The following is a 14,242-nucleotide window of genomic DNA, read 5'->3' as shown; positions in this document are numbered from 1 at the left end:
GGCGCCCGCGCGGTCATGTAGTTGTACTCGGCCTGAAGCTCGGCTTCGCGCGCACGCTTCACCGCGAGCTGCGACAGCCCAAGCTCGTTGTTGAGTCGCCTCAAGAACATGTCCGTGGCGGCGGGAGTGAGCACCGCGTCTTCAGAGAGGAACTCGAAGGAGCCGGACTCGGCCTTCCGGAAGACGTCGTTCATGACTGGCCGTCCTGGCTAGCCGTGAACCCGTCCTCGCTGGCAATCTCGCGGAGATCGTCCAGGTGGTCGCCCCGGTCGAGCGCGGCCATCACCTGCGCAGCCTCGGCGCCGTTCAGTTCTTCGATCGACCTGATCGGCCGCTCCGCTACCAGGGACATGTAGGCGAGGGCGAGAACCGGACTGCCGACGCCTTTGGTCGACAGCATCTGGACGATCTGGTTTCGCTGCCGCTTGGCCGCGCCCCCGTCGGCCGGCTCGTCCGCGGACCGCATGTTGGCGGACTCGCGGACGGTTTGGCCCTGGATCGCCTCGCGGGGCGCCTCCTCGTCGAGGTGCTCCATCTCCACGTCGCTGTACATGCCGCCGAGGTCTTCAGGGAAGGCGCGGCGCAGGGCCTTGGCCTCTGCGCACTTCTCGATCTGGCCGTCCGGGCTGGACTTCCACTGGTTCTTCGGGTTGCCGTCCTTGTCCGTGTCGACATAGGCGGCGTAGCGGGCCACCCCGGAGAAGCGCTTGCCGTTGCGGATCACCACAACCTTGGCGGCGACCGGCGGCTCAGGCGTGAGCCATACCTCGTGCTGGGTGCCTTCGGCGTCGAACCAGATGGTGTCTTCGTACTCGTAGTCGATGTCGGACTTGTCCGCCGCCCGGCGGGCGATCACACGAAAGCCGTCGATGCCGGTCTGCGGCGTGAACACCTTCCGATTCGCCCGACGATCCCAGCGGCCGATCAGGTAGACCTGCTTGAGGAACGGGTCCAGGTCGCGGCGCTGGCAGAGGTGCAAGAATCCGGCCAACTCGGCGTTCGTGCAGTCAGCGTCTACGCCGAGGCTGCCCAGGACGGCGCGCTGCTCGGGCGTCCACATGCTCTGGGCAGGCTGGATGGCCAGGGCCCCACTGCCTTGGACTGCGGGCAGGTTGTCGGTGATGGTCATGCAGCGGCTCCATGAAGGAGAAGATCGGAAAGGTTGGGGAGCTTCTGCTCGGCCACCAGGAACGGGGTACCGGCGCCCTTGGCCTGGCGGCGGGCCAGCCGGTGGCCGTCGTAGTAGGCGCGGTGCGCGGTGCCCATCGCGGCCAGCAGCCGCGCTCGGGCCTCCTGCTCGCGCTTCTGCGCGGCGGCCAGGCTGGCGGTGGCTTCGATGAACTCGACCGCCAGATCGAGGTCGGCGACGTAGGCCGCGTCCTTGTCGATGTCCGGGTGAAGCTTGCGGACGGTGGCGTAGGTGGCCGGATGGTGGTCCAGGTCCGGCATGTCCCGCCAGTACAGCGACGACAGGAAGTCTTCGGCCCGGTCCCGCATCCACATGCAGTCGAGCCGGTCGTAGTGGACGACGTACTCGCGGAACTCCAGCCGGCCGGTCAGGACGACGACGTGCCAGGTGTCGAGGCCGAGCGTGTCCATGTACCACTGGACCTGCGTCCGGTAGTACAGCGGGATCTCGTCGGTGCCAGGAATGCCCCAGCCGGAGGTGTCGGCGTCGGTCTTCAACTCCAGCCCTGCCCGGACGCCCGGCTCGGGGAAGTGGCCGGGCATGCCGAGCAGGAGCCGGTCAGGGTTGGCGAGCTGGTAGTCCCGCTCGGCGTGCACGTAGGTGCCCGCAGGCCGGACCGTGTACTCGGGGTGCTGGTCGGCGAACCAGTCCGCGATCCCGGCCTCCAGGTAGTGTCCGCGCGCCTGCTCCGCCGTCTGCTGATCGGGCTTCACGAGGCCGGCCATCTGGCACCACAGCGAGTACGGCGACTCCCACGGCGACAGACCGAGCAGGGCCGACATCCGCGACCCGCCCAGCCGCTGAGCGCGGGCGGCATGCCATTCCGGCGTTCCGCTCTCCCAGCGGCCAATGAGTCGGCCAGTCGGCGTGGACATCGTCACTGCTCGTCTCCCTCGTCGGAGTCCAGGGGCTTGATGTGGCGGGCGTAGACCTTGGTGTCGGTTTTCGACAGGGTGTTCCGGGCGGCGACCTCCCACTCGTGGCCGGCCCAGACGCCCCGGCTCTTGCGCAGGCGTCCGACGAGCTTGCTGGCGTCGCCGTAGTGGCCGACCAGGATCAGCGCCCACTCACCTGACCGAGCTATGAGCGCCTCACGGGTGGGTGTCCACTGGTCCGCGTCCGCAAGAACGCCGAGTGGTGGAGGGTCCTCAAAGACCGGCGTCATCTGCTCGCTCACGTCTCCCGCTCCCGCTTGTAGTCGTGCTCGTCGGTCGCAGTCATCTGGGCTTCGGCCGGGTTGGCAGGGTCGCGAGGGACCAGCGGACCCGCGTGCTCGGCCAGGACGTCACCTGAGGTGGCCTGCTCCGAGGCGAGCGCCTTCTCCAGCCGGCGCGCGTACTCCTGCACCGAATCGACGGCCAGCTCGTAGTGGTCCATTCGCAGCTCGGCGTAGAGGGTTCCGGCGATGACGAGGGCGAGGACCTCGCGCTCTGTGCGGTGCAGGCGGGACGCGGCCTCGCCCACGGACAGCCAGCGGCCCGTCATGACGTCGCCTCCAGCGCGATGCCGTGCCTGGCGGCGAACTTTCCGCCGCACTTGCCGCACAGCCAGCGGTGACAACGCTGCATGCGGCCAGCCCTGCCAGTCCGATAGAGGAAAGAGCTCTCGAAGGCGACGACGTCCCAGCAGGTCCCGGAGGCGCAGCGGTAGCCGCGCTCCGTGCGACGGTCGATCTCCTCAAGCGTCAGCCGCCTGATCGCGAAGTCCGTGGAGGAGCTCATGACGTCGCCTCCGCCTGGCTCTTGCGGCGGAAGGCCATCAGGCGGCAGTTGATGCCCCACCAGGTGCGGTGATGCAGGCTGTCTCCGACCTCGGTCCACTCGGCGCCCAACAGGTGGAAGAACGGGTCATCGGCGCAGCAGCCGCCCTCGCTCTCGCCTGCGTAGATGAACAGGTCGCCCTGGTAGACCGACAGTGCGTGAGCGGCCCACGAGCCGCCGTAGGACGGCCACGACATGAACAGGGCCCGGTCCGGGTGCTCACGTGCAGCGGAGGCGTCGTCCTTGAGCAGGGTGACGTACGGTTCGGCTGCGCCGACGAACGTGTTGTCGGCCAGGTCTTCGGGCTCATACGGGGCGACGTCCACACCTGCCTGCGCGAGTTGCCACGCCCAGTAGCCCGACCCGGCGCCCACCTCGACCACGGCGCGGCCATCAAGCAAGGAGGCGATCCAGGAGATGTCACCCGGGCTGGGGATCGACCACGCATAGGTGGTAACGAGCGCCGTCCGGCCAATGTCCAGGTCGCGGATATAGCCGTACGGGGTGACGCCCTGCCAGGTGCCGTCGTTACGGGAGGGAAGCCGGCGGATCAACTCCCAGTACGGGTTATCGATCCCGGACGGGACGAGCTGGTCATGCTCGGTGCCGACGATCGGAAACAGGTCCCTCTCGAACCGGTTCCTCAGAATCATGGGCACGGCCCAGTACTCTTCGATCTTCCGCAGAGCGGCGTCGAAGACGAGCGGCGAATCCAGTTCCACACTCATGCTGCGCCTCCCGTCTGCTCGGCGAGACGGGCAGCCTCAGCCAGCGCCGTCCGCTCTCGCTCCATGAAGAGCCGGTACTGGCGGAAGTACTCCCAGCCCGGATGCTCGACATACACGCTCTGGGCGCACAGCCTGCGCAGCGCCGCCTTGGTGGCCTTCTTGTCCCGCCACAAACCCGCCCGTCCCGGATGAGCAGCTGCCTCCTGGGCAAGGTGGTGCACGGCGCGGGCAGCCGCCTGGATTGCGGGCGTCAGCCACGCCTGGGTGTCGGTGCTCATGCCGCACCTCGCGCCTGCTCGGCCGGGCGGGCAGCCACGGCGGTCCACCGAGGCTTGCCGTAGTAATCGCGCTCCTCGTAGGTCACATACACGACCGGACCCATGCGCAGCAGAGCCGCCGCGGCATGCCACGCAGCACGGTCCAGCCGGTGCCGGCCGTTGCGGATACCGCGCAGGCTGTAGTGCCAGCACGGGACCGCGCCCCAGCCGATCGCGTTCTTGTCGCCCGGGATGACCGCGTACGCCTCGTCCTCGAAAGGTGATGGGTGGTAGTCCTTCACTCCGAACGGGTGATGGACGCGAGCGACCGCCCCGTCAACGAGGTGCAGGACTGCGACCTCGAACGGCGACGGGTATGCCTGCACCAGGGAGATCGCCGGGGCGCTCATGACGCCACCTCGCCGGCCAGCACCGGGCGGCACTTCCACTCCACGTCCTCGACGACCTCGACGCGCTTTACCTTCGGCAGCGCGGCCACGGCCTCCGGGTCCGGCTCCTCGATCTCGACCTCGCGCGTGCCGACCACGATCCGCTCGCACATCTCCTCACGGGTGGCGATCCACTTCACGCGCAACCCGTGCAACTTCGCCTTGAGGTAGAACTGGCTGTCGGTGCCGGACTTCTCCACCGGACCCGGCATCACGCGGGCGAACACTGCCGCGCCGCGCCGAGACTCGGCCGCGATGCCCTCGATGAAGCTCAGCGGCTTGCCGTCGCCGTCGTACGGCAAGGGCAGGTCGGGGTTGGCGTCAAGGATGTCTGCCAGGGCGCGAAGCCCGGCGGTGTACGCGGCGCGCTCGGCTTCGGTGTTGCTCATGACGCACGCTCCGGCTGCTCAACGAGAGGGGCGATGATGTTGCCGTCTGTGAGGTCGATGGCGTCGGCGAGCGCCTTGGGGATGCGCCACCAGGTGCGTCGCCCGTGCGGGTCGGAAGGGTGTGGCACCTCGGCCCGCTCCGCGAGGCCGTGCTGGCGGAGGATTACCACCACCTTGAGCCCGCGGATCTGCCCGAACAGGCGGAGACGGTCGCTGGTGCTTTCGAATATCAAGCCCGACCTTGGCGGCCCATTCATCACGCGGATCCAGGCGAGAGCGCCCTCCACGGTGTGTACGTAGAACGGCCACGGGTCGGCATAGCCGACATCGGACGGCGCCAGCTCCGGGTGCGCGGTCAACAGGTTGACGGCCACGATCAAGCCATCCAGCAGACCCTCACGGTCCTGCGCGGGCATCATCGGACACCAGCCAGACGCTCACCCAGACGGGTCTCGATGTTGTGGACGGCCTGCTGGTAGTCGCGCGGCGAGAGGCGCTTCAGGTCCTCCCACACCTCGGTCTGGCCGGCGACGTCATCCTCAGCGGGGATTACGCTTGTGTTCATGTCCTGCTCCTCTTCTTCGGATCTCTGAGCGGGATGGGGCCTTCGCCGGTGTGCGCCGGCGGGGGCCACCTACTTGCTGGTGGCGGGCAGCAGGGCGCTGCGCTTGCGCTGCTCGGCGGCTGCGACCTTCGCCTTCGTCTTCTCGTCCCGCGCGATCACCGCGAGAGCCGACTGGTGGTTGTCCTTGTGCCGGACCCGGCGGCGCTGACGGGGCGTCAGTTCGCTGCGGCCGGTCTGAGCGAAGTAGCGGACCCGGCGCTGGGCATCGTTGAGCATGGGGATCTCCTCAGAAGTTCGTGGCGTGCGCGGACTCGTCGTCAGCCCGGTCGATCTCGGCCAGCAGCGTCGTACGCAGGGACAGGGCGACGATCGCCTCGGCAGCGGCGAGCCTCTGGGCGGCGGTCATCGGCACTTCCCGCATCTCGTAGCGGTGCGAGGGTTGACGTGACCCTTGGCGCACATCCACCAGGACGGGCCGCTCGGCGGAAGCCACGGCAGCGAGGGAGACTTCTTCTTCGCCATCACGCGATCTCTCCGATCGCGAACAGGGCCGACTGGTGGTTGAAGTGCTTGATCAGCCGCCTGCGAAGCCAGTCGAGCCCTTCCGGGGTGACCCGCGTGATGGGGAATGCCTTGTTTCCGCCCTTGACGGGGCCGACCTTGAAGAAGCGATCCATCCCCTTGAACTGGTAGGGGGTGTTGTTCTCCTTGAGGACCTTCAAGCCGTCGGCGCGCAGCAGTTCGAGAAACCTGTTGCGACCAAGGCCGCCGGTGACCCTGGCGAAGATCTGCGCCACTGCCGCCCAGTCGAAGCTGCCGTCAGCGTCCATCAGGTCGCGGTACGCCTCGGCCAGCGGCTTCTCGTGTTCGAGTTCGAGCTTCGTCTCGTTGTGCGCCTCAACCTCGCCCGCCAGTGCGCGGAGAGCCGACGGGTAGTCCCGTGGGATCGCCCGCTGCTGCGGAGCCAGAAGTTCGCCGCGGCGAATCGCGGGAAGTACTTCCGCAAAGATCCACTTCTGGAAGCGGATCACCATCTCGCGGATCGCGACGTTCTTGATGCGGGCGGCCTGCCGCTGACCGAGCACGCGATAGAACCCGGCCTCGGTCACGTGCCAAACCTGCTGGTCACCGCCGGGGGTACGGACTACTCCGTACCCCTTCCCCTTCTCGTCGTCGGGGACGCTGGCCACCAGTGTGTTGGCGTCACGGCTACCCAGGGCACGAGCCAGGCCAGGCGCATTGACGATGAAGCTCTCACCAACCGGAGTGATCTCCAGATTGAACTCGCCGTTGTCGAAGAGCTGGATTTCGTTCATGCTGAGCCCTCCGAGCCGCGCCGGTTCTTCAGGGTTGTAGCGGCGTCGAAATCAATGAGGCCGAGCAGCCCAGCCCCTCGCGGCGAGGCGCCGCGACCCGCTCGGTTCTGCTTCGTCTGACGTCGAACCCGCTGCTCCACCTGCTCGGGTTTGGCGGCTTCCCGTCGACGCGTTGCGGGATGACGGAGCATGTCCTCGATGGCCGCCACGTCCTCGGGGGAGAACCGCAGTTTCCCGTTCGGCATGTGCGAAGGCCACTCGCCGGAAGCGGCCCTGCGGCCGATGGTGAAGACCTGTGGCTTGCCGTTCTCATCTACGAGCCCGAAGTGAATGGCGAGCTCGTGCTTGGTCATCCAGCGGTCCACGTTGATCAACTCGCCGCGGGGAAGACCTCGAAGAGGTCGTACCAGTCGAGGTCGATCTCTCGGACGGCGACGAGCAGCTTCGCCTGGAACTTGGGGCCGGGGTCGGAGTCGCCGCTCTGGACGCGGCTGTAGTGGCTCTGGTCGATGCCGAGCCGTCTGGCGAGCGCCAGGTCACTGGTGACGCCGAACTCGGCCTTCAGCCGTTTTCCCACGTCGGGTCGCAGTCGGACCGTCGGTTCCGTGTGGCTCATGTACATGAACCTAGGTTATGTACATAGCCCATGACAAGAGTTTTTCGAAGTCAAATTGGGTCACGCCCATAGTTGAGACCTGCAGTTATGCATGGGGCCCAAGGAATTGTTGGCGTGACCAGGGCCTATGCAGATCTGCATAACTGGACACGGGTATGAGCATAGCCGTATGGTCATGTACATGGTCACGCCAGCATGGCCCGACAGACTGCGGGCCTTGATCGACAGGATTCTCAACGAGACGTCCATGTCGCAGGCGCAGTTGGCCTCGCTCGTCCCCATGGACCAATCGCAACTCAGTCGTTGGCGCACAGGGTCGAGCAAGCCCAAGCACGAAAGCCTCGTTGCCATGGGCAAGGCCCTCCGAAAGCGGTACCCCGCTATCGGCGTGGGGCCGGAGGAGATGACCGCGGCCGTTTACTCGGACGACCCCGCCCACCTCCAGCTAGACGACACCCAGACCGCGCCTGCGAGTGTCGCCGAGAAGGCAGCTATGGATCAGGTTGATGCGATCCGCGCAGCGATGCGCGCCGAGCTTGAACCCCTTCGAAGACAAGTCAGCGAACAACAAGAAGACCTGGCCGCAGTCAGGGACGAACTTCGGGCCCTGAGAGAGCAACGCGCCGATCAGGACAAGGCGGGATAGGCGCCCCAGACGGCATGATCGAACCCAGAGTAACGGTCCGATCACGAATAGCACTCACCTCTAGCCTCACTTGCGTGTCATGACATCAAGTAGGCAAACAACGCAAAACCCGTCGCGAGGGATCACAAACACCACCGCACCCACTGGGAGGTGGACGTGACGTCCCAACCCCTTTCATCCATCGATTCCATCCGTCATCTCCAGAACAAAGCCCTTGCCGCGATGGGGCGGCAAGGGCTTACCCACCTCGTCGATCACATCGAAGCCGGACGCCCCGAAGACGAACGCGTCCGAGCCGAAAAGCGACGCCTGGAAGCACACCTGAACGTCGGGGACCCGCCCGCAGAACTCGTGGAGGCACTCAGAGCACCGGAAGGGGTCCAACGCATGGTGGCACTCCAGGTCCACGGCCACTCCATACGGATCGTGGTCAACCCGCTGGGCTATCCGGCGCCTCCACGGGAGCGAGCCGTCTGGGTCCAGATCTGCGGCCTCGTGGCTGAGAGGCTCGCAGCATGAGCGACGGTGACCCCCGAGGGTTTTGCCGCGCTGAGCTCGACCCGGCCCTAGCCGCGATCGTTGACGACGATACAACTGCAGAGCGTCGTCTCATCGTGGTCAACACCGAACAATCGTCAGAGAATGCGCTAACTGCCGTGCGGGCCATCCTCCGCAAGGCGACACTAGCCCTCGCTCCTCTCGGGCAGCTCTTCATGGAGCCCGTACGGCAGCAGACTGTTGCGATCGCCTGTGGGGCGGCGATTGCAACAGGTGTTGGCGGCGCCTCCCCCGTGGTCGACAGTGCGCTGCCGACCTTCCCAGTGTTACCCGCCCGAGTAGTACCAGTTGCCCCCGACGTGGCTCGCGAACCTCGCGTTGCAGTGATCCCGCCGATGCCTTCCAGCAGGCCTCGCAAGTCACCAGCACGCGTCGCAGAGGGGGAACCCTTGGAGCGCGCCACGCCATCGCCCTCTGCACCGTCGCCAACACCAATAAGGAGGTCTAGCGAGACGGCCGATGCCAGCGCAACGCCAACGCCGAGTAGCGAGCCGTCACCCGAGCCTTCACATGGGCCTACGCCGTCCACCAAAGCGAGCACTGGCATCGAAGTCATCGCCAGCGCCGGCCCACTCCAGGTCGAGGTGGACCTGGGCAACCCCATAGGAGGCATCGTCACGATCCGCTGAGAAGGAGAGGTCGAAGCACAGTGGCTTATGCCGAGAAACGCGGCAATGGCCCCACCCCATGGCGAGTGAAGTACATGACCCCGGCCGGAGAGCGAAGCCGGCCGGGGTTCGCCACCAAGCAGGAAGCGCTGGATTGGGGCCGAGAGCAGGAAGCAGAGGTCCGCCGTCGCCGCTGGCGAGACCCCAAGAAGGGCGACATCACACTCCGCGAGTGGATCAGGAAATGGGCGGCAGCTCAGGACCTCGCAGAGACCACAGACGAGAACTACGCCTACATGATCGTTCACCACATACTGCCCGCATTTGGCGGTCTGACGCTGAACGACCTGGAGCAAATGGACCCGATGGAGTTCGATAGCTTCGAGGCGGATGTCCGGCGCAAAGGTCTTGCCGCTTCCGTCGCAGCCAAGGCGCGGAGCGTCCTTGGCACCATCTTGGAGGACGCCGTCTTGGGTGGCTGGATCGACAAGAATCCGGCACGGAAGCGACGCCGACGGGGGCGGCAGGACATCCACGCGTCCGCCACCGAGGAGAGTCTCTGGCTGGACGAGAACCAGACGCTGGAGACCGCTGAACGCGCCTCGATGATCTCAGGGCGCCCTGACGAGTTCCTGGAAGTCATCGTGCGCGGCTACACAGGCATGCGTGGAGGCGAGATCCGCGGTCTGGAGCGGAGGTACTGCAGGCTCGGCGAGATTCGCGTGGAGTGGCAGTTCAGGGAGGTCCGTGGTCGGTTCATCAAGGCACCGCCCAAGCAGAACTCGCGGCGAGACGTACATCTCCCCCCGTTTCTGACGTCCCTCATGTCGGATCACCTTCAGCGGGTGAAGCCGGCCAGGTGCGAGTGCCATGGCGGCGACTACATCTTCCGGGCGCAGGACGGTTCACATCAGGGTCGGTCCAACTTCGCCAACCGATACTTCCGTCCGGCGGTGGATGGCCTGCCAGTCCCATACAAGGATCGGGCGCGTCTGCCGCTGTTGGTGAACGGCGAGGGGCGCTTGGTCATCAGGCGTGGCCGCTGGGATCGTGCGGCGATGGAAGCGCGGGCGGTCGCCAGTTGGCTGCCCATCGAGCCTGGCGCAACACCCCATGATCTTCGTCATTCGCACAAGACGTGGATGATCGGAGATCTCATCCCGGAAGCGGCTCAGTTCAAGCGGCTTGGGCACAAGCTGCCGGGAATCCAGAGAATCTATTCACATATCGAACCAGAGATCCTGAAGCGGCTTCTGGCGGGGCTTGAGCGCCGGTGGGTCCAGTCTCTCAAGGCGCGCGCCCGAAAGGGTCCTTCGAGTGTGCCCGTATTACAGGCGCTCCTGGAGCCCCATCTGGGCCACTGGGAGTTGATCTCCCAAATTCCTCCCATCGGAGGAGCAAAGATCATTTCACCTGTGTTTCGCCAGGTCGGATGACCTGGCGAAACAGCAAGTCGGGGCGACAGGATTTGAACCTGCGACTTCTTGCTCCCAAAGCAAGCGCGCTACCAAGCTGCGCCACGCCCCGCCGCGCCCGGTGCGCAAGCTCCCCGAGACTCCGGTACGCTTACGCCCTGACGACCGGATGAAGTCTAGACCAGACTTGGACCGGCTCGCGCGGACGTAGCTCAATGGTAGAGCCCTAGTCTTCCAAACTAGCTACGCGGGTTCGATTCCCGTCGTCCGCTCCACCTGCGAAAGGCCGGGCTCAGCCCGGCCTTTCGGCGTTCCGGGCCTCGGGTGAGATCGAGGGGTGCCGCCCGGGTTCGGGAAGGGCGCGGGCACTAGGGTCGTGGCATGGGGGTGCGGCCGATCTCGCCGGAGTCGCTGGTCGAGGAGCTGGTTCGGCGCGTCGTGGAGTTGCCCCGGGACGCGCCCGCGCGGGTGATCGTGGACGGGGCGCCCGCCGCCCGGCCGGACGGCTACGCGGACGCGCTGGCGGAGCCGCTCCGTGTGCTGGGGCGGCCGGTGATCAGGGTGTCGGCCTGGGACTTTCTGCGGCCCGCCTCGCTTCGGCTCGAATTCGGCAGGACCGATCCTGACTCCTTCTACGACGACTGGCTGGATGTGAAGGCCATCGCCAGGGAGGTCTTCAACGGCTCCGGCCAGGTGCTCCCCCGGCTCTGGGACAGCGTCGCCGACCGGGCGTTTCGCGTGCCGTACCAGAAGGTGCCGCCGGGCGGGGTGGTGGTGCTGGACGGGACGCTGCTGCTCGGCCGGGGGCTGGCGGCCGAGCTGAGCGTGCATCTGTGGATGTCCGCGGCGGCGCTGGAACGGCGCGCCGGCGCGGAGGAGCGGTGGCGGCTGCCCGCCTATGAGCGGTACGAGCGGGAGGTCGGGCCGGTGCGGGCGGCGGACGTCGCGGTCAAGGTGGATGATCTTCGGCATCCTGCCTTGCTTGAATGACGACCTATGTGAGGTGGCGTAGCAGGGCTCGGGCCACGTGCGGGTGGGACAGGTACTCGGCCACGTCGTGGGAGCGTTGGAGCGGGTTGTCGACGGCGCGTTCGTCCACCTGTCCCTTCCAGTCGTCCTCCAGCGGGCAGCCGATGCTCACCGGGTCCGACTGCGACCAGACGTTGAGCCACTGGCCGGCCCGGTCGGGGCGGTGCGGGCCCCCCGACAGCAGGCGGCCCTGGACGGCGTCCAGGCCCAGCGGGCTGCCCAGGGTCACCAGGAGCGGGACCTCCAGCGCGGCGGGCAGGCGGGTGAGCAGGTCCATGGCGACGACGGTGCCGAGACTGTGGGCGACGAGGACCACCTGGCCGGAGGCCGGGAGGGTGCGTTCGACGCTGGCCAGTACGGCCTGCCGTACCGAGGAGTCGTCGAGATAGGCGGCCACGTCGCGGAAGACGGCGGCGATCAGGAGGTGGTCGAGGTTCGTGGCGGAGGCCAGCCAGGACAGGGCGCCCTGGACGCCGGTCAGCAGCCCCTCGCGGCGGCCGTCGGCGGGGCGGCCGGCGAGCGCGGCGGCCTCGCCGATGAGCTGCTCGTAGACGACGCGGGTGGTCGGGGAGGCGGGGATCAGGGACTCCCGCGGCTCGGTGAGGGTGTCGCCGTAGAAGGGGAACCACACGTCGGCGGGTTCCACGGTCGGCAGGCCGGCGAGGGTGAGGCCCTTGTTGAGCCCGGCGATCCACTCGCGGCGCATGGTCTGGGGGTCTCGGCCCGTCTGGCCCCGGCCGTGGAGGAAGACGAGGTGGCGGGTGCCGCCGAAGGCTGAGGGGCGGGCGGGCGCGCCGGCCTGCCGTACCGGCGCGATCGACTCCGCGGCGAGCGGGGCGGCGCCCAGCTCGGACAGCAGGCCGGCGGGCAGGCCGGACAGGATGGAGCTGACGCGGACGCCCTCGTTGGCGATCCAGGCGCCGTCCTCGCCGGGGACGCCGGAGTGGTGGAGGGCGACGACCTCCCACTGGTCGTTGAAGACGGGCGAGCCGGAGCTGCCCGGTTCGGTGTCGGCGCTGTAGTGGAGGAAATGGTCGAGCTGCATGGTCAGCTCGTTGCGGCGGATGGTGATCTCCTTGAGCCGGCCGTTGGGGTGGCCGACGAGGTTGACCGGCTCGCCGGTGACGATCTTGCCCTGGCGGGCCATCAGGCGGTTCCAGCCGTACAGGTCGCCGGCGGTCCTGCCGTCGGCGGCGGGGACGACGCGGACGAGCGTGTAGTCGAGCTCCTCGTCGGTGACGAACGCCGCCGACGGGTCGAGGCGGAAGCGGGTCCAGGCGGGCGGGTCGTTGTCGATGCTCATCTCGGCGCCGAACTCGACCTCGGCCTCGCCCGCGCTGTCCTGGTCGGGCAGCACGTGGTTGTTGGTGAGCAGCAGCGAGGGCGCGACCAGGAAGCCCGTCCCGACGGGGATGGCGCGGCCGTTGGAGCCCTGGGTGATGCGGCCCACGGAGGTGATGGCCCGCGCTCCCCTGGCCAGGAAGTTGGCGGGCTGGAAGTCGGCCGAGACGCCGACGATGCGTTCGAGCAGGCGGTCGGGGCTCTGCTCCGAGAGGCGTTCCACGGTGGCGACGGAGACGGTTCCGTGCTGGACGAGCCGCTCGGCCCTGGCGGTCACCTGGTCGGCGTCGTCCACGATGTGGTGCCCGGTCTGCTCCCGGCGGCGCTGGATGCGCGCGCGGTCATCCCGCTTGCTCGCGTATCGCGCCGCCGCTGCCCGGGTCTGTGACATGGCGTCCATGAGGCCACGGTGAGCCCGTCCCCGGCCGGGCGCATGAGTAGTCCCATACTCAGAGCCATGACGGACTTCGGGTATTTCCTGGTGCCGAACAGCGCCGATCCCCTCATTGAGTACGCGCGACTGGCCGACCGGCTCGGCCTTGACCTGATCGGCGTGCAGGACCATCCCTACCAGCGCCGGTACGTGGACACCTGGACCCTGCTCAGCGTCATCGCGGCCAAGACGGAGCGGATCACGGTCTTCCCCGACGTGGCGAACCTGCCGTTGCGCCACCCCGCCGTGCTGGCCAAGGCGGCGGCGAGCCTCGACCTGCTGAGCGGCGGCCGGGTGGAGCTCGGGCTTGGGGCCGGTTCGTTCTGGGACGCCATCGACGCGTACGGCGGGCCGCGCCGTACACCCAAGGAGGCGCTCGGCGCGCTGGAGGAGGCGATCACGGTGATCAGGGCCGTGTGGAGCGGCGAGCGCAACCAGCGCTTCGAGGGCGAGCACTATCACCTGCGCGGCGCTCAGACGGGACCGGCGCCCGCGCACGACATCGGCATCTGGGTGGGTTCCGGCGGGCCGAAGGCGCTCGCGCTGACGGGGCGGCTGGCCGACGGCTGGGTGCCGTCGTCGGGGTGGGCGACGCCGGATCGGCTGCCCGAGATGAGCGCCCGCGTCGACGAGGCGGCGCGGGCGGCGGGCCGCGAACCGTCCGACATCCGGCGTGTCTACAACGCGGGCGGCACCATTACGGGCGGCGCGGCGGAGGGGTTTCTGAAGGGGCCGGCCGAGCAGTGGGTGGACGAGCTGACGGATCTGGCGGTCGGGCACGGTATCGACGCGTTCGTCTTCTGGCCGGAGGGCGATCAGCGGGAGCAGCTCACGCGCTTCGCCGAGCAGGTGGTGCCGGCGGTTCGTGAGCAGGTGGCCCTGGAACGACAGGGCTGACGCAGGACGCCGACACTGCGAGGTGGGCGGCTGCCACATTCCGCAA

At 67.7% G+C, this 14,242-nt stretch carries 22 protein-coding genes and 2 tRNA genes; 5 read left to right on the top strand and 19 right to left on the bottom strand.

Features of this window, described 5'->3' with window-relative positions; genetic code table 11:
• From ACFWYW_RS28485 to ACFWYW_RS28410, 16 genes are all read right to left on the bottom strand, one after another.
• A partial coding sequence (locus ACFWYW_RS28485) for a hypothetical protein (protein WP_379626369.1) occupies positions 1-194 on the bottom strand: 194 nt, incomplete at its 3' end.
• Positions 191-1,129: a phage recombination protein Bet gene (gene bet / locus ACFWYW_RS28480; protein ID WP_379626367.1), complete on the bottom strand. Its 939-nt coding sequence runs from the start codon at positions 1,127-1,129 to the stop codon at positions 191-193. The genes bet and ACFWYW_RS28485, both read right to left, overlap by 4 nt.
• Entirely contained in the window at positions 1,126-2,064 is a 939-nt protein-coding gene (locus ACFWYW_RS28475; protein ID WP_379626365.1) for a YqaJ viral recombinase family protein, read from the bottom strand. The genes bet and ACFWYW_RS28475 overlap by 4 nt, the downstream gene beginning before the upstream one ends.
• A gap of 2 nt (positions 2,065-2,066) precedes the next feature.
• Positions 2,067-2,366, bottom strand: coding sequence for a hypothetical protein (locus tag ACFWYW_RS28470; protein ID WP_379626363.1), 300 nt, complete (start codon positions 2,364-2,366; stop codon positions 2,067-2,069).
• Positions 2,363-2,674: a hypothetical protein gene (locus ACFWYW_RS28465; protein ID WP_379626361.1), complete on the bottom strand. Its 312-nt coding sequence runs from the start codon at positions 2,672-2,674 to the stop codon at positions 2,363-2,365. The genes ACFWYW_RS28470 and ACFWYW_RS28465 overlap by 4 nt, the downstream gene beginning before the upstream one ends.
• The gene (locus ACFWYW_RS28460) at positions 2,671-2,910 is read right to left on the bottom strand and encodes a hypothetical protein (RefSeq protein ID WP_379626359.1); all 240 of its coding nucleotides are present in this window, start codon (positions 2,908-2,910) and stop codon (positions 2,671-2,673) included. The genes ACFWYW_RS28465 and ACFWYW_RS28460 overlap by 4 nt, the downstream gene beginning before the upstream one ends.
• The gene (locus ACFWYW_RS28455) at positions 2,907-3,677 is read right to left on the bottom strand and encodes a hypothetical protein (RefSeq protein ID WP_379626357.1); all 771 of its coding nucleotides are present in this window, start codon (positions 3,675-3,677) and stop codon (positions 2,907-2,909) included. The genes ACFWYW_RS28460 and ACFWYW_RS28455 overlap by 4 nt, the downstream gene beginning before the upstream one ends.
• Complete coding sequence (locus tag ACFWYW_RS28450) at positions 3,674-3,955, bottom strand: hypothetical protein (RefSeq protein WP_379626355.1); 282 nt, start codon at positions 3,953-3,955, stop codon at positions 3,674-3,676. Before ACFWYW_RS28450 ends, ACFWYW_RS28455 begins: the two co-directional genes overlap by 4 nt.
• Positions 3,952-4,344, bottom strand: a complete 393-nt coding sequence (locus ACFWYW_RS28445) for a hypothetical protein (protein ID WP_379626353.1) — start codon at positions 4,342-4,344, stop codon at positions 3,952-3,954. Before ACFWYW_RS28445 ends, ACFWYW_RS28450 begins: the two co-directional genes overlap by 4 nt.
• Positions 4,341-4,772: a hypothetical protein gene (locus tag ACFWYW_RS28440; protein ID WP_379626351.1), complete on the bottom strand. Its 432-nt coding sequence runs from the start codon at positions 4,770-4,772 to the stop codon at positions 4,341-4,343. Before ACFWYW_RS28440 ends, ACFWYW_RS28445 begins: the two co-directional genes overlap by 4 nt.
• Positions 4,769-5,191, bottom strand: coding sequence for a hypothetical protein (locus tag ACFWYW_RS28435; RefSeq protein ID WP_379626349.1), 423 nt, complete (start codon positions 5,189-5,191; stop codon positions 4,769-4,771). The genes ACFWYW_RS28440 and ACFWYW_RS28435 overlap by 4 nt, the downstream gene beginning before the upstream one ends.
• Positions 5,188-5,337 (bottom strand): hypothetical protein, encoded by a 150-nt coding sequence (locus ACFWYW_RS28430; RefSeq protein ID WP_379626347.1) that lies wholly within the window; start codon positions 5,335-5,337, stop codon positions 5,188-5,190. Before ACFWYW_RS28430 ends, ACFWYW_RS28435 begins: the two co-directional genes overlap by 4 nt.
• 69 nt (positions 5,338-5,406) lie before the next feature.
• Complete coding sequence (locus tag ACFWYW_RS28425; RefSeq protein ID WP_379626345.1) at positions 5,407-5,613, bottom strand: hypothetical protein; 207 nt, start codon at positions 5,611-5,613, stop codon at positions 5,407-5,409.
• Between the two features lie 245 nt (positions 5,614-5,858).
• Positions 5,859-6,653 (bottom strand): phage antirepressor KilAC domain-containing protein, encoded by a 795-nt coding sequence (locus tag ACFWYW_RS28420; protein WP_379626343.1) that lies wholly within the window; start codon positions 6,651-6,653, stop codon positions 5,859-5,861.
• The gene (locus ACFWYW_RS28415; RefSeq protein WP_379626341.1) at positions 6,650-7,006 is read right to left on the bottom strand and encodes a hypothetical protein; all 357 of its coding nucleotides are present in this window, start codon (positions 7,004-7,006) and stop codon (positions 6,650-6,652) included. Before ACFWYW_RS28415 ends, ACFWYW_RS28420 begins: the two co-directional genes overlap by 4 nt.
• 17 nt (positions 7,007-7,023) lie before the next feature.
• The gene (locus ACFWYW_RS28410; RefSeq protein WP_379626339.1) at positions 7,024-7,269 is read right to left on the bottom strand and encodes a helix-turn-helix domain-containing protein; all 246 of its coding nucleotides are present in this window, start codon (positions 7,267-7,269) and stop codon (positions 7,024-7,026) included.
• Between the two features lie 217 nt (positions 7,270-7,486).
• Here ACFWYW_RS28410 and ACFWYW_RS28405 point away from each other — a divergent pair, with 217 nt between their 5' ends.
• Entirely contained in the window at positions 7,487-7,915 is a 429-nt protein-coding gene (locus ACFWYW_RS28405; protein WP_379626337.1) for a helix-turn-helix domain-containing protein, read from the top strand.
• A gap of 174 nt (positions 7,916-8,089) precedes the next feature.
• Here ACFWYW_RS28405 and ACFWYW_RS28400 read toward each other — a convergent pair whose 3' ends face one another.
• Positions 8,090-8,323 (bottom strand): hypothetical protein, encoded by a 234-nt coding sequence (locus tag ACFWYW_RS28400; protein WP_379626335.1) that lies wholly within the window; start codon positions 8,321-8,323, stop codon positions 8,090-8,092.
• A 799-nt stretch (positions 8,324-9,122) separates the two neighbouring features.
• Here ACFWYW_RS28400 and ACFWYW_RS28395 point away from each other — a divergent pair.
• Complete coding sequence (locus ACFWYW_RS28395; RefSeq protein WP_379641103.1) at positions 9,123-10,517, top strand: tyrosine-type recombinase/integrase; 1,395 nt, start codon at positions 9,123-9,125, stop codon at positions 10,515-10,517.
• A 17-nt stretch (positions 10,518-10,534) separates the two neighbouring features.
• Here the strand turns inward: ACFWYW_RS28395 and ACFWYW_RS28390 are convergent.
• Positions 10,535-10,608 (bottom strand) — tRNA-Pro (locus ACFWYW_RS28390).
• An 89-nt stretch (positions 10,609-10,697) separates the two neighbouring features.
• Between ACFWYW_RS28390 and ACFWYW_RS28385 the strand changes: the two genes are divergently transcribed.
• Both ACFWYW_RS28385 and ACFWYW_RS28380 read left to right on the top strand, forming a co-directional pair.
• A tRNA-Gly gene (locus ACFWYW_RS28385) sits at positions 10,698-10,771 on the top strand.
• A gap of 106 nt (positions 10,772-10,877) precedes the next feature.
• The gene (locus ACFWYW_RS28380; protein WP_379626333.1) at positions 10,878-11,486 is read left to right on the top strand and encodes a uridine kinase; all 609 of its coding nucleotides are present in this window, start codon (positions 10,878-10,880) and stop codon (positions 11,484-11,486) included.
• 4 nt (positions 11,487-11,490) lie between these two features.
• Here the strand turns inward: ACFWYW_RS28380 and ACFWYW_RS28375 are convergent, their stop codons facing one another.
• The gene (locus ACFWYW_RS28375) at positions 11,491-13,266 is read right to left on the bottom strand and encodes a trypsin-like peptidase domain-containing protein (protein WP_379626331.1); all 1,776 of its coding nucleotides are present in this window, start codon (positions 13,264-13,266) and stop codon (positions 11,491-11,493) included.
• A 57-nt stretch (positions 13,267-13,323) separates the two neighbouring features.
• Between ACFWYW_RS28375 and ACFWYW_RS28370 the strand changes: the two genes are divergently transcribed.
• Positions 13,324-14,196 carry an LLM class flavin-dependent oxidoreductase gene (locus ACFWYW_RS28370; RefSeq protein ID WP_379626329.1) on the top strand — a complete coding sequence of 291 codons (873 nt, stop codon included), beginning with the start codon at positions 13,324-13,326 and terminating at the stop codon, positions 14,194-14,196.
• Positions 14,197-14,242: the final 46 nt, after the last annotated feature.

The sequence above is a fragment of the Nonomuraea sp. NPDC059023 genome (genome assembly GCF_042740095.1).
GTDB lineage: Bacteria > Actinomycetota > Actinomycetes > Streptosporangiales > Streptosporangiaceae > Nonomuraea.
Note: the sequence above shows the minus strand (reverse complement) of the source record. Positions and strands in the feature narration are given on the sequence as shown.

What these genes read in the sequence shown, in the direction of transcription:
- ACFWYW_RS28475 (WP_379626365.1), bottom strand. Translation starts at nt 2,064, where the DNA reads ATGTCCACGCCGACTGGCCGACTCATTGGCCGCTGGGAGAGCGGAACG.
- ACFWYW_RS28415 (WP_379626341.1), bottom strand. Translation starts at nt 7,006, where the DNA reads ATGACCAAGCACGAGCTCGCCATTCACTTCGGGCTCGTAGATGAGAAC.
- ACFWYW_RS28445 (WP_379626353.1), bottom strand. Translation starts at nt 4,344, where the DNA reads ATGAGCGCCCCGGCGATCTCCCTGGTGCAGGCATACCCGTCGCCGTTC.
- ACFWYW_RS28370 (WP_379626329.1), top strand. Translation starts at nt 13,324, where the DNA reads ATGACGGACTTCGGGTATTTCCTGGTGCCGAACAGCGCCGATCCCCTC.
- ACFWYW_RS28460 (WP_379626359.1), bottom strand. Translation starts at nt 2,910, where the DNA reads ATGAGCTCCTCCACGGACTTCGCGATCAGGCGGCTGACGCTTGAGGAG.
- ACFWYW_RS28465 (WP_379626361.1), bottom strand. Translation starts at nt 2,674, where the DNA reads ATGACGGGCCGCTGGCTGTCCGTGGGCGAGGCCGCGTCCCGCCTGCAC.
- ACFWYW_RS28425 (WP_379626345.1), bottom strand. Translation starts at nt 5,613, where the DNA reads ATGCTCAACGATGCCCAGCGCCGGGTCCGCTACTTCGCTCAGACCGGC.
- ACFWYW_RS28435 (WP_379626349.1), bottom strand. Translation starts at nt 5,191, where the DNA reads ATGATGCCCGCGCAGGACCGTGAGGGTCTGCTGGATGGCTTGATCGTG.
- ACFWYW_RS28375 (WP_379626331.1), bottom strand. Translation starts at nt 13,266, where the DNA reads ATGGACGCCATGTCACAGACCCGGGCAGCGGCGGCGCGATACGCGAGC.
- ACFWYW_RS28455 (WP_379626357.1), bottom strand. Translation starts at nt 3,677, where the DNA reads ATGAGTGTGGAACTGGATTCGCCGCTCGTCTTCGACGCCGCTCTGCGG.
- ACFWYW_RS28450 (WP_379626355.1), bottom strand. Translation starts at nt 3,955, where the DNA reads ATGAGCACCGACACCCAGGCGTGGCTGACGCCCGCAATCCAGGCGGCT.
- ACFWYW_RS28410 (WP_379626339.1), bottom strand. Translation starts at nt 7,269, where the DNA reads ATGAGCCACACGGAACCGACGGTCCGACTGCGACCCGACGTGGGAAAA.
- ACFWYW_RS28420 (WP_379626343.1), bottom strand. Translation starts at nt 6,653, where the DNA reads ATGAACGAAATCCAGCTCTTCGACAACGGCGAGTTCAATCTGGAGATC.
- ACFWYW_RS28430 (WP_379626347.1), bottom strand. Translation starts at nt 5,337, where the DNA reads ATGAACACAAGCGTAATCCCCGCTGAGGATGACGTCGCCGGCCAGACC.
- bet (WP_379626367.1), bottom strand. Translation starts at nt 1,129, where the DNA reads ATGACCATCACCGACAACCTGCCCGCAGTCCAAGGCAGTGGGGCCCTG.
- ACFWYW_RS28380 (WP_379626333.1), top strand. Translation starts at nt 10,878, where the DNA reads ATGGGGGTGCGGCCGATCTCGCCGGAGTCGCTGGTCGAGGAGCTGGTT.
- ACFWYW_RS28440 (WP_379626351.1), bottom strand. Translation starts at nt 4,772, where the DNA reads ATGAGCAACACCGAAGCCGAGCGCGCCGCGTACACCGCCGGGCTTCGC.